The 12,452-nt window shown below is 46.5% G+C and carries 11 protein-coding genes; 1 reads left to right on the top strand and 10 read right to left on the bottom strand.

The features are described from left to right. The first annotated feature begins 237 nt into the window (after positions 1–237). On the top strand, positions 238–2,847 hold the full coding sequence (locus JNJ77_03045; GenBank protein MBL8821537.1) for a hypothetical protein: 2,610 nt from the start codon (positions 238–240) through the stop codon (positions 2,845–2,847). Here the strand turns inward: JNJ77_03045 and JNJ77_03050 are convergent. From JNJ77_03050 to JNJ77_03095, 10 genes are read right to left on the bottom strand one after another with little or no spacing between them, the layout of a single operon-like run. Further along, positions 2,826–3,425 carry an acyltransferase gene (locus JNJ77_03050; protein MBL8821538.1) on the bottom strand — a complete coding sequence of 200 codons (600 nt, stop codon included), beginning with the start codon at positions 3,423–3,425 and terminating at the stop codon, positions 2,826–2,828. The two genes, JNJ77_03045 and JNJ77_03050, sit on opposite strands and share 22 nt — an antisense overlap. Positions 3,426–3,447: 22 nt before the next feature. Then, positions 3,448–4,614 (bottom strand): glycosyltransferase, encoded by a 1,167-nt coding sequence (locus tag JNJ77_03055; GenBank protein ID MBL8821539.1) that lies wholly within the window; start codon positions 4,612–4,614, stop codon positions 3,448–3,450. A 7-nt stretch (positions 4,615–4,621) separates the two neighbouring features. Next, positions 4,622–5,941 carry an O-antigen ligase family protein gene (locus JNJ77_03060; GenBank protein MBL8821540.1) on the bottom strand — a complete coding sequence of 440 codons (1,320 nt, stop codon included), beginning with the start codon at positions 5,939–5,941 and terminating at the stop codon, positions 4,622–4,624. Next, positions 5,938–7,116, bottom strand: a complete 1,179-nt coding sequence (locus JNJ77_03065) for a glycosyltransferase (protein MBL8821541.1) — start codon at positions 7,114–7,116, stop codon at positions 5,938–5,940. The genes JNJ77_03060 and JNJ77_03065 overlap by 4 nt, the downstream gene beginning before the upstream one ends. Then, positions 7,097–8,122, bottom strand: a complete 1,026-nt coding sequence (locus JNJ77_03070) for a glycosyltransferase family 2 protein (protein MBL8821542.1) — start codon at positions 8,120–8,122, stop codon at positions 7,097–7,099. The genes JNJ77_03065 and JNJ77_03070 overlap by 20 nt, the downstream gene beginning before the upstream one ends. Continuing rightward, the gene (locus JNJ77_03075; GenBank protein ID MBL8821543.1) at positions 8,122–9,099 is read right to left on the bottom strand and encodes a glycosyltransferase; all 978 of its coding nucleotides are present in this window, start codon (positions 9,097–9,099) and stop codon (positions 8,122–8,124) included. Before JNJ77_03075 ends, JNJ77_03070 begins: the two co-directional genes overlap by 1 nt. Before the next feature lie 2 nt (positions 9,100–9,101). Beyond that, the gene (locus JNJ77_03080) at positions 9,102–9,836 is read right to left on the bottom strand and encodes a class I SAM-dependent methyltransferase (protein MBL8821544.1); all 735 of its coding nucleotides are present in this window, start codon (positions 9,834–9,836) and stop codon (positions 9,102–9,104) included. Positions 9,837–9,872: 36 nt separating this feature from the next. Then, positions 9,873–10,499, bottom strand: a complete 627-nt coding sequence (locus JNJ77_03085) for a methyltransferase domain-containing protein (protein MBL8821545.1) — start codon at positions 10,497–10,499, stop codon at positions 9,873–9,875. Positions 10,500–10,507: 8 nt separating this feature from the next. Continuing rightward, positions 10,508–11,494 carry a glycosyltransferase family 2 protein gene (locus JNJ77_03090; protein MBL8821546.1) on the bottom strand — a complete coding sequence of 329 codons (987 nt, stop codon included), beginning with the start codon at positions 11,492–11,494 and terminating at the stop codon, positions 10,508–10,510. A 19-nt stretch (positions 11,495–11,513) separates the two neighbouring features. Beyond that, a complete protein-coding gene (locus JNJ77_03095; protein ID MBL8821547.1) occupies positions 11,514–12,440 on the bottom strand; it encodes a glycosyltransferase family 2 protein in 927 nt (308 codons plus the stop codon). Between the last annotated feature and the right edge of the window lie 12 nt (positions 12,441–12,452).

The raw sequence follows: 12,452 nt of genomic DNA on the forward strand, positions 1-12,452 counted from the left end.
CCTCAGTATTCCTCGCTGAATGGCATAACAGTTGCCATTTTCGCTGCTGGTTTCGCAGCCTGGATTCGGAACTGGCGAATTGATGCTGAATGGATCTCCGAAGGTAACTGGAGCAGTTTGAACCGGACAATACGTCCAACGCTGCGAATGACAGACTCTGGATCAATTGATCTGTAATCATATTGCTTCAGAATTCATAACGTAAAGCAGGACATTACACATTTGACGATACCGACTATGAGCAGCAGCGAATTTTGGCAGACCATTGGACTCAATGTTGAAGCTAATGATCCTTCGAAAAGGAAGAATGAACCTCTAACCTGTGGAATACCAATCCCTCGTGGAACGCTCTTTGATCCCCAAAGCCTGAAACTGGTTCAACGAGAAGTTCAGATTCCATTACAAACCACCATTCTTGATACTTGGCAAGATGGGTCAATTCGTTGGTTATTGCTCGATTGGCAGGCAACATATCAGGGTAATTCCACGTTTCAGATCAAGAGGCACACATCTCAATCCCAATTAGCCATTCAGGGCATTGTAACTTCTCAAAGTAATAATCAACTTCGAGTTGATACTGGCAACGGTGTCTTTACTCTCAATTCAATTCGCGGCAATCCTATTCTCACCTACATAAAGAATAATAGTCCGCAGCAACATCCTGTGATTGGCAATCTTTCGGTTCTAGATGAGCAACGCCAACTTTATCATCCTATCATTAGTCAGATAGAGATTGAATTATCGGGATTACTTCGCACTGTCTGCAGCTTTCGAGGACATCTAGTAGATAGTGAGAACAGAGTACTATGTGACCTAACTCTTCGATTTCACTTTTATGCTGGATCGAGCACGACTCGTACAGAAATTACTCTGACAAATTCTCGCAAAGCGGAACACCCCGGTGGGCTCTGGGATCTGGGTAATGGCGGATCGATTTATCTACGCGATGCATCGTTACAGATTTCAATATCCAGCAATTCGGGTCAGTGGAATGGATCTATCTCGCCAGAGCACGGCCAAACTCAGCATTTCACTTCGCATATGGAACTTTATCAGGAATCAAGCGGAGGAGAAAACTGGAACAGTAGTAACCATGTAAATCGATTTGGCGAAGTACCACTGCGATTTCGAGGTTATCAATTAAAATACGACAAGATTTCAACCCAGGGGTTGCGGGCGACACCAAGTCTGGTAATGCATCATGAAGAGAAATCGCTTGGACTGACAGTTCCTGAATTCTGGCAGAGGTTTCCACAAGCTGTGGAAGCAAAGCCAGGGGAATTGACTTACAGGTTTATTCCCAGGCAAACTGCCGATGTTCTTGAGCTACAGGGTGGGGAACAGATAACTCACTGTTGTTATCTTGCATTCGATCGCGATACCGTTACAGAAACTCATCTCGATTGGTGCAGATCACCAGGTCACGCTGCTGCTACTCCTGAATGGTATGCAAGTTGTCAGGTGGTACCCTGCTTAACCCCGCGGAAGGATGACCCACATACTGAATATCTAACTCTTGTCGATGCGGCGCTGGATGGACCCGATACACTTCAAACTAAACGAGAAGCTATTGATGAATATGGCTGGAGGCACTTTGGTGATATCTATGGTGATCACGAAGCAGTGTTTCACCAGGGACCTGCTCCCCTGATTTCACATTACAACAATCAGTACGATGCGGTGGCGGGTTTAGGATATCAGTACCTGCGTTCTACAGACTCTCGCTGGTTACATGAGATGAAATATCTTGTCAGGCACGTCATTGACATCGATATCTATCACACCGATCAGGATAAATCAGCTTACAACCATGGCCTTTTCTGGCACACGTTTCACTATGTCGATGCTCATACCGGAACACATCGAAGCTACCCTAAAGATGCCCGAGTACCGCCTCATGGCAACCCTGTTCCTGGTGGTGGGCCTGCTAATGAACAGAATTATGCTGCAGGTTTGATGCTTCATTTTTTCCTGACTGGCGACCAAGCTTCCCGCCGTGCAGCGCTGGGTCTGGCTCAGTGGGTGATCGATATGGATGATGGTAACAAAACTGTCTTTCGCTGGCTCAGCAGAGCCGATACCGGATTGGCGAGCAAAAGTAGAACACCTGAGTATCACGGACCGGGTCGCGGTGCTGCTAACAGCATTTCAGTACTCCTGGATGGACATCGACTTTCACGTTCACAGAACTTTCTTGATAAAGCCGAACAGCTTATTCGTCGGTGTATTCATCCAGAAGATACAATTGAAAAACATCAACTTCTGGATGCTGAGAACCGCTGGTTCTACACCATGTTTTTGCAATCTTTAGGGAAATACCTGGCGTATAAGCAGGAACTGAATCAGATTGACAAGATGTATGCTTACGCACGCGCTAGCTTACTCCACTATGTTCGCTGGATGGTTCTGCACGAATATCCATACCTTGAGAAGCCTGAAATTCTTGAATATCCAACAGAAACCTGGGCTGCCCAAGACATGAGAAAATGCGAGATATTCAATCTTGCTTCTCTATATTGCAGTGATGAAAAGGAAGCAGAACTGTTCAGAAGTAAGGCTGACTTTTTCTTTCGCTATTCCACTTCAACATTACTGGCGATGCCCACTCGAACCCTCTGTCGACCTGTTGTTCTGATGCTGAATTTTGGTTTTTCACATAACTGGTACAGAATGAATACTACTATTAAAGCTCCCGAACCTTCAGGAAATCATGCTTTTGGAAACCCCTTGCGTTTTGTTCCACAGAAGGTTATTGCCCTGAAACGAGCAAAATTGATAGTAGCTACTGTTGGATTCACTTTCCTCATTTTGATTGCAATGGTTATTTATTGGCTGTTTCGATGTTGAATGCGATGCTGAACTACTCTTGCAGGCACCCCCACTGAAATAACGTTATCGGGGACTGCTTTGGTCACCACAGCACCTGCTCCTACCACTGAATTGCGCCCTACATCAGCCATGACAATGGCAGCACTTCCTATCCATGATCTTTCACCGATGGTAACCAACGTCAGAACACCTTGCTGTTCACGGATGGGTTTACTTACATCGCTGAATCCATGCGTTTGTGCACCGCTCGTGATGTGAACTCCTGATCCAATCAACACATCCTTTTGAAGATGTACTAAGCCCAGAAAACAGCCCGGACCGACATAGACATTTTCATCGATGCGGGCATTAGTTTTGGAAAACACTGTGCCGAATGAGATGGTCGCAGTTGGGTGACATGCCTGTATGGTCCATGATAAAAATGCGTTTCTTAAATATTGACCAAATATTCCCGGCAATAAGCTCAACCATTCACTTGATCCTTGTAAACATCTGTCTCTGCCCAGCAGCGGTACCCAGAGCCAATGCCACAACAATACTGGAAATATGATAATGTGTGCGATAGCTCTCGAGACCAGCTTTGTAATGTTCCGCATTTTATTTGTTAGCTTCCTTACTTCATGCCAATTGTGCCTGCATGCTCGCAGTTAGGCCATGCGTGGATAGTTGTCGATACAGTTGATAGTAACGATCAATAGTTCCACTTAATGAGTAATGCTTCTGGACACGGTTTTTACCTGCCTGCCCCATGGTAAGTGCAAGATCAGGTTGATGAAGCAGCTTTTTTAATGCTGAGGCAATAGCCTGCACGTCTTGACGGGGTGTAAGGAATCCTTCGATGCCATCTCTGACCATCTCAGGGTTACCACCTACATCAGTAATCACAACAGGTAAACCGGAAGCCATGGCTTCAAGTACTGTCAATGATGCGGCTTCACATAATGATGTCAGTGAAAAAATATCTACAGCTTGAAGAATTTCTGCGACATCGGATCGTATTCCCAGGAATTGAACGCGATCACTGATCTTTAATTCTGAACAAAGTTGCGTTAACGATTCTCGCAACTCACCATCCCCGATCAGGAGCAATTCAACATCTGAAATGTCATCTGCTAAATTAGCAAATGACTTGATCAGTGTGAAATGATCTTTTACAGGATGAAACCGGGCAACACAGGCAATATACCGTTTTTCAGGCGCGAGACCTAACTTGAGTTTGCTTGCGTATTTATTAACTGATGATTGGTATCTTTGAAAATCTATACCATTTTCAATCACATCTACTGGTTTGCATGAAAAGCCGTCCTTGACAGCCAGCGCATTTGCACTGAAGCCACAACAGGCGTTAATGACATCAGCGTATCTGGATAGAATCATTCGGTTCACATTTCGCCTGACTGCACCAACATGATCTGGATAGTGCCTGCCATGCTCTGTGAATATTAATCGATAATCGGTATTGTTGAAGATTCGACTTAATGCTGCATAAAAGAACGGTGTGTACTGATGCGCATGCATGACATCAATATTCTCTGCTTTGGAAGCATCTGCAAGTCGTTTACTCAAACTCCAATCACGCCCTGGTTTTCGGTGTAGACAGATTACTGTTGTACCTTCTCTTCGCAGTTGTTCCCCAATCGCTCCAATGGCATCAAGACAAAAAACTGTGGCATTAATCTCCCTTCGTAATCTTCTAATCGTCTCGGCGACTAAAACTTCAGCACCAGCGACCTGCATGACATGAAGAACAAAACCTACTTTGATTTGTCTGTTACTTAAGGTCATTTGAATATCAATGCTGTTCACACTGTGATTGTTCATCAATTGCCTGACCTGCCTGACCAGCATCAGTGAATGAGTTAGTTGCCTGGCAAATTGACCAGATTTGTGCTGCTAAAAGAAAAAGGATGTAAGGTAATTCAAAATTCTCCAATGATAAGAATGTGGCTCCAATGGCGAAAAGGACTAAGGCTCCTTCGCACCCGTTAACGATTATTCTGGCACGCCTGGCATCGTAGTCATCCCGTTTTCCAAGCGCTTTACGTACTCGTCGGCAACAAAGATACATCCCGACATAACATACTAAGTACAGTCCTAGTGCAACATATCCACTGTCAGCAGCTGTCTGAAGCCATTGCGAATGAATGGTTCGACCCTCCATATCAGCACCGTATGCATAGGTATAAAGATTTGAATTACGAATACCAAAACCAACAATGGGCGATTCAGTCGCCATCTGTATTGCAATTGACCAACTCTTCCTTCTGCTATTAGCGCTTTCATCAATATCATGTTGCTGTATTGAAAAAAAACGTTCCTGAATTTCCTTACCAGCTAGAAAAGGCATAATTGCCGCAATCCCAAGCAGAATGATGGCCAATTGCTTTTTACTTCTGCATCGCATGTAAAACAATGGAATGCATAGTACGGTAGCGAGCATTGCCCCTCTGGAATAAGATGTCAGCACTGCATGAATAATAACGGGAATGAACAACAAGAACCCCCATCGTACCCAGTGTCTTATCCCATCCCATGCATACAGGCAGAGCGGAACTCCCATGGCCAGCATCAATGCAGCGCCGTTATTATCCAGCCCACCGTATCCTCGACGATAAACATATAAGTAACCTAACGATAAGTAAATTTCGTTTACTTCATAAGCAATGTAACACAATGTTATTGTAATCGATAAATAGATAAACCATACATGCTGTAAATATGCTATTGCATATCGTGCAACAATAAACATGGTAAACATCTTCAGGTATTCAATGAAAAACGGATATGAAACTTCTGGATGCCTCGCGGTAAAGTACGTCAAGCTGATCCACGTTGCAAAGGCAAAAACCGAATAGTGTCCTATATTGTTCGATAGCTTGTTCTCATCACCATCAAAATCAAGAATGCCTATTCGCCAGGCGATAGTGGCTAAGATGGCACAGAGTGAAACATAAAAAGACCAGGCCACCAACGGCAATGACCATTGCCAGATAAATTGCGGCCTGAGAACTGCATACAAATAATAAATCAACACACCCTGATAAGGGTGTGAGAAAAAACTTCCCAAAGTCCCAATTGCCATGGTTGGGACCATGAAAAACATCTGCTTCATGCTGACTTACGCATCCTGATCGATTCTTCGATCCCCTGCACTGCTTTGCTTGCAACTGCATCCCACGTGTGTTCCTGCTTCACCCAACGACGCGCTTCCTGTCCCAAATGGTTACGTTCAGCTGAACTATTCCATAACGACTGAATGACCTGCAACCATTCTTGCGGCGTTGATGCAATACGTACGGAAGATCCTGTACTCAATCCTTCCGTTGTTCGAGGCGTACAGACGATTGCCTTCCCCATCGCACTGGCTTCCAGCAATTTATTCTTAATGCCACCCCCGCTGACAAAAGGCAACACTACCAGTTCATGTTTTGCGATCTCTTCACGTAGATCAGGCAGATCGGCTTTTAACTCAATTCCCTGTGCAGCAATTACCAGTCGCTTAACAGGATCAGTTGGCATGAAACCATAGATAGTAAAGTTCGCATCTTTGACTGCCTGCCTGACTGCAGGCCAGATTTTTTGACAAAACCATTCCAATGCCTGAATGTTCGGCCCGAAATCCAGTCTGCCCCAGAAGGTACACGAGCGTGGCTGTTGTGGAACATCCATTGGCTTGAAATGATCCGTATCCACACCGTTGGGCAGCACATCAACCGCTTTGATTTTTGCAATGCGATGAATGGCCTTCTCATCAGCCTGTGAAACCATCCAGGCACGATCAAGGAATGGTGCATATGCACGTTCATACAATCCTTTCACCAGTGCCTGCTTGAGTTCTCCCCAGGTGGAGGGACGTAACCATTTCACTTGCGAGAGATGATGCCAAACCCACTCATCACCGGCATACCAGATTCGCAATGCCTGATCCACAGCTCCCAAATAAGGCAATACATTTAACCCGACGACCACCACTGCATCCGTCTGAAACTCTTTCGCAATCTCACCAATGCGAACAATGTTCTTCTTTTCAATCCCCCAGTAGTTGCGGAATTTCTCCTGCGATGCATTCAACAGCAGTGGAGAATCTTTGGTCAATTGCTCCTTGTTGAGACACCATGTTTCAGCTAAGCCACATCCTGCAATTGCCTGCGGATTGATTTCTCGAAGTGTAACCAGTCCAACAACATGGCCCTGTTTCACCAGGGCCTGCATGCTGTAATAGGAATGCACATCATGGCCGCTGGAACGAGGCCACGACATCTGTTCCTTAACGAAGAGCAGTCGCACTGCTGGGTGACTCCTTCACGCTTGGCGACAGCCAGCCTGTCACGGCCCGTCGAAACTCAAATAGACACTTCAAAATGCTGATGCCCCAACGCCTGCGTTTCACCTGATATGGCCCATATCGGCCAGTAAGCCCATCATATAAGCCATCCAACACCGCGGATGCAGCTTCATGACTACCATTTTCGCATTCCAGATCATAGCGGTAGTACAGATAATTGAAATAGTGACGATAGGAACTCAGAGTTCCACGCCCTTCGCGATGCTTGCCCAGGTGTTTCCGAAGCAACAGCCGCAGATTGCGTGAGTCGTAATACCGCTGGGTTCGCTGCCCCGTACGCTTAAAGCTGCTGGAACCTTTGTGCAGTACCAGCGAACGATTAAAGACACCACATTTATACCCCGCTTCGCGTGCCCGCAAACAGAAATCTGATTCTTCATGGATGAGGAAAAACGATTCATCCACCAGCCCGATCTTCTCACATACTGCATGGGAAACTGCCAGACAACAACCGTTGACAATATCTACTTCGGTCATCTGCAAAGGCGCCTGTGCATCAACAGGAACCTCCAAACGCTGGAAAAAGCCGGGACAACCCGGCCGATTGAACCGACAGCCATCGGTCATTACTTCATCAGGCTGATGCATGTGATTAATCACCGGCCCGATGATGCCATATTCAGGATTCTCTCGAATCGCCTGCTGCAGTTGATTAATAATCCTTGCATCAACCGTGGTATCATTATTCAGCAACACCACCCATTGAGCGTCACGCTCCAATGCATATTTCAATCCAGCATTATTTCCCCCGGCCCAGCCGCCATTCTCTGCCTCACGCACAACATGGCACCATGGAAACTGCTTCCGCATCTCGTCACAACGATCGTCATTGGAGGCATTGTCCACCAGCACTGTCTGACACTGCGAAATCAATGGCTCCACTGAATGAAGACACTTGATGGTATCTTCCCAGCCGTTGTAATTGACGATGACGAGCCAGGGTTGCATTACGAGACTTTTCTCTTGATGTTTCTCAATCGCGATACAGCCCAGGCAGGCAGCATGCAGGTCGTGGCCAGTGCCAGCGTTCGGGGGCTCCAGTCGCCTGCATGAATCGCCTGGCGAAAGCGTTTCCGTGCTTCCCTCGTATCGCCTCGATCATACGCCATATAAGCATAACCAAACCGGTGATGCAGCAATCGCTGACGAATATGCTCTCGATCCTCTTTTTCCAATGAATCCAGAGCCAGCGTGTTGGCTAATGCATCGCAAAACTCTTCGCTCATGTGATCCATATTACTCGACATGTTGTCATCGTGCCTGGTATAGATCGCCATAGGCTCACTCATAAACCCATAGGTGTGCCGCGTTGCCAGCCGCAGCCATAAATCCCAGTCTGCTGCTCCGCGCAAGCGAGGCAGAAAGCCTCCACTCTTTTCAAAGACTTCTCGGCGAAGTATGCAGGCGCCGATGAAAACAGGGTTACGAACTGCCATTCGCCGTAGTAAAGGCCGTCGCTCCAGAATGCGAAACCCCGATTCCGGTTCACGATGAGGCAAATCGAAAAAGGCCTGCTGCCCTGCTTCCTCAATCCAGGAAACAAAACCCTGTGTCAGGTTCCCCATCTTTGCATCTGCAAACAGAATATCTACTTCGGGATAGCGCTCAAGTAATTCCACTGCTTTTCGTGGGGCATCGGGAAGCCAGCCATCATCACAATCAAGAAACGCTACATACTTTCCAGTGCTTAAGGTAAATCCAGCATTGCGGGCTGTCGAAGGTGTGCCCGTATTGGCCTGCCAGTGATATTTCGCACGGGGATCAACCCGGCTCACCACTTCCCGCGTGTCATCCGTTGAACCATCATCAGCAACAATGATTTCCAGATCAGCAACCCCACTTCGCTGCAACGCCGTCATGCAATCGAGCACATAACAGGCTCGATTGTAGGTGGGGATAATGACGGAGAGCATTGTCGAACTCATGATTAACTTAAACCAATCATTCTTTTTGTTTTCTTCCAGGCTCGCAACAAGGTACTGTCTGCTGTCATATCCTGTAATAGTGTCGTTTTTATCAATGTTAATTCCGAATACTTATCTTCAACAACCGATTCACTAATCAGCTTGTGATGATGCTTCGGGTCGACGTATAAGAACAAGTTCTGTTGATAATAGAAGGCTACCTTCGGATTGTGCCAAATTCGATGGCGAAACGGATCAAGTCGTACATAACCCTGCTTTTCGAAGAGAGACTTCCAATACCAGGGCCATTGCTCATTCACATGATTGACTCCACCCTGCCCCGGCAATGCTGCTGAGAAAACGACGGCTGGAGCAAGACGGGTCAGAGAATTCACATACTCTTGAGATATATTCTCCGGCAGATGTTCTCCCACCTCCAAAGATATGGCCAAGCTGTATTTTTGATTCGTGGAATAACTCTTCGATAAGTCAAATTGCTGAAATTTATCTTTCGGGATCAGCAACTGAGTTTCCTGAATATGCGGACCATCTACACCAAATATCTCCACACCTGTCTTTGCGAACTCAGAGAGCCATTCGCCTTGCCCACAGCCGATGTCAATAACACTGGAAGGAGCAAGCAACTCCATAATCAATGGGACAATCACCTGCGCAGATGACTGAGAATGTCTGTTTTCCTTCTGGTAAAAATCTGAGCCATAATGTTGTGATAGCTCCTGCTTCCTGTCCGAATTCAACGATTACTCCTGTCCGCTTTGGAATGATGATTGAGTTTATCTTCGTGCCAAGGCCCAAACGACTACCGGATAATCTGGTTCATTTTGCAGTGAATGGCGCTGAGGCTGATAAATCTGCCAATGATCAAGGTTCGCCTTGATGCAGGCGCGATTTCCCCATGAACCAGTTTCAATTTTATCTAATTCAAATCCAGCCTCTGCCAGGAAGTGCTTGAGACCAGTCTCAGTCCAGCGGCTACAATCTACCGGGTGATGGTGGATACGAATTAAGAAAGGCGTACTTATAAAAAATGCCCCACCTTCGTTTAACATTTGAAAGACATTCTTTGCAGCCCGATAAGGCCACAACAGATGTTCAAACACTTGCTCAGCGATGATCAGATCAAACTGCTCGTCGAGAACATCCTTCGTAATGTCAAACTCCGGATACTCCACTGATCGGTATTCTTTGAAGTACCCCGGTCTGTTCCAATTCTCACCCGAAATCTCTAGTGCCTTTAGTTTCCCAGGCTCCAGTGAGTCAACGATGCGTTGTGTTTCCTTGTTGAGAACGATTCTTAACCATTGATTATCAGGTGAGCCGGCCAGAACGTAAGGCCCCAGAACAGGTTTGAGAAACTGCCATCGGGGACTATGCAATAGCTTTTTGACGTAGTTACGCATTACATTTTCTAGCTTGCTGGACCTTGCTTAACTGGCTTGGGACTTCTGCTGATCCTGTGAGCAGCCACTCGTAACGGAAGTATCAGTAAGGTTCGCAATGCAACCATCGTATCAAATGGCCAGTATAGCCATGATTGCCAGTATTCCTGCCAGGCATCTGAAGGGCTCTCCTGCAAGTGATCATCACCCAGTGCCTTGTGATGGCCTCCCAGAGTCTTGCGTAGCGATATCACTGCACGGAAATCTGCCCACCCCGCAAGAACAAGTTGCCGTCTCGCTGCTTCCATCTGTCCCTGCCGCTGACGCGGATCAGTGGTAAGATGAGGCCTTCCCGGCTCTGCATACTGATGTCCAATGAGTTCATTCGTTAAGGCCACCGGATACTTGCGAGTAATTCGCAGATATAAGTCCCAATCATCTGCCGAGACTAATCCTGATTGAAAGCCCCCCACCTCTAGATAAATATCACGATAAAACATCCACGGCTGCTGAATCAGATTTCCCTTGAGCATGGCATAGTAGAGATTCTTTCCAAAGAGCTTTGCTCGTGCCTGCGATTTCAGAGGCGTTATCCTGGCCAGTTTCTCAGACAATGCAGGTATGTCGCGATTATTTCGTTCGCGATGTTCACCCGTTCCCAGGTGAGTGAAACTGTTATCACCGTGTGCAGCTCGGGCTTCAGGGAAAGTTGTCAGGGTCTCATAAAGTAGCTTCAGCCCTTCAGGACGCAGCGTGTCATCATCGTCAATCAGTGCAACGATGGCATTACGGGCAGCCTTCACGCCGGTGTTTCTCGCAATGGCTGCTCCACCGTGCGCGATATCCAGAACAGTTACTTTTGGAAAATGTTCATGAACGTACTGGGTGGTTTCGAAAAAGCCACCATCGTTGACAACGATGACCTCGTCGGGCTGCAATGCTTGCGCTTCGATAGATCGAAGCGTCTTCTCGATCTTCGCCCCGCGACGAAAGCTTGGTATAACAATTGAAATCATGACGTTCACAGCTTGCCTGTTAATTAGCTATTTGTGATGGTTTTGAACGTCTATCAAACATATCTTTCAACTGATAAATCCATGGAGGAAGAATAATCTCCCTGCACACAGGATTTGACTTCTTGTCATTATCAATTGATTCGAGATGTCTTCTCACCTGCCAATAACCTTCCCAGTTTCGTTTATACTTCAATGCCTGAGCTCTCTCGGTCAGTACTGTAATGATCTGTTTTTCGCATTCCGATAGATCATCTTGGGAAAGCAACGGATTCTGTTTCAGCCACTTCAACATCGAATTCGTTCCATCGACTACAAAACGCGTCTGACTTGTTTGTTGCGTTGAATGTTTGCGATAGCCTACCAGATTCTCGGGCAGAAATTCCATTGCCCCTGGATATCGGAGTAGAATATCGATCATAAAAATTCTATCTTCACCATGTTTGGTCCATGTAGGAAATCGGGTTTCGATGCCATTTTTTACCAATGCTGATGACATGTTCAGCACATAATTAAAAAGCAAATCGCTAATCCTGATCTGCTTCTGCAGTTGAGCAGGATGGATATCTGGCACCCCATTCTGTGCACCAAAATAATGGAACCATGTTACAGATACTCTTGCGTCCGTTCGGGTTATGGCCTCAAGCTGTTTTCTATTCTTATCTGGTAACCAAGTATCATCCGCATCGAGAAATGCTATCCAATCCCCTATAGCTTCGTCAATTCCCCGGTTGCGGGCTACGGATTCTCCCTGGTTGGGTTGGCGGATCACACGGATGGGTGAACCATACGACTCGGCAATCGCGGCGGAATCATCTGTTGAGCCATCGTCGATCACCAGTACTTCCAGTACCGGATAGGTCTGGGCCAAGACAGAGTCGAGCGTTTCGCGCAGAAACTTCGCTCCGTTATAACAGGGGATGACGACTGAGACGGTGGGATTAGACATGGGGTAACTTGA

Source organism: Planctomycetia bacterium, assembly GCA_016795155.1.
Taxonomy (GTDB): Bacteria; Planctomycetota; Planctomycetia; order Gemmatales; family HRBIN36; genus JAEUIE01.

Bases quoted from the DNA above. Each gene is read 5' to 3' on its own strand.
- JNJ77_03045 (MBL8821537.1), top strand. From the start codon at position 238: ATGAGCAGCAGCGAATTTTGGCAGACCATTGGACTCAATGTTGAAGCT.
- JNJ77_03050 (MBL8821538.1), bottom strand. From the start codon at position 3,425: ATGCGGAACATTACAAAGCTGGTCTCGAGAGCTATCGCACACATTATC.
- JNJ77_03055 (MBL8821539.1), bottom strand. From the start codon at position 4,614: ATGACCTTAAGTAACAGACAAATCAAAGTAGGTTTTGTTCTTCATGTC.
- JNJ77_03060 (MBL8821540.1), bottom strand. From the start codon at position 5,941: ATGAAGCAGATGTTTTTCATGGTCCCAACCATGGCAATTGGGACTTTG.
- JNJ77_03070 (MBL8821542.1), bottom strand. From the start codon at position 8,122: ATGCAACCCTGGCTCGTCATCGTCAATTACAACGGCTGGGAAGATACC.
- JNJ77_03075 (MBL8821543.1), bottom strand. From the start codon at position 9,099: ATGAGTTCGACAATGCTCTCCGTCATTATCCCCACCTACAATCGAGCC.
- JNJ77_03085 (MBL8821545.1), bottom strand. From the start codon at position 10,499: ATGCGTAACTACGTCAAAAAGCTATTGCATAGTCCCCGATGGCAGTTT.
- JNJ77_03090 (MBL8821546.1), bottom strand. From the start codon at position 11,494: ATGATTTCAATTGTTATACCAAGCTTTCGTCGCGGGGCGAAGATCGAG.
- JNJ77_03095 (MBL8821547.1), bottom strand. From the start codon at position 12,440: ATGTCTAATCCCACCGTCTCAGTCGTCATCCCCTGTTATAACGGAGCG.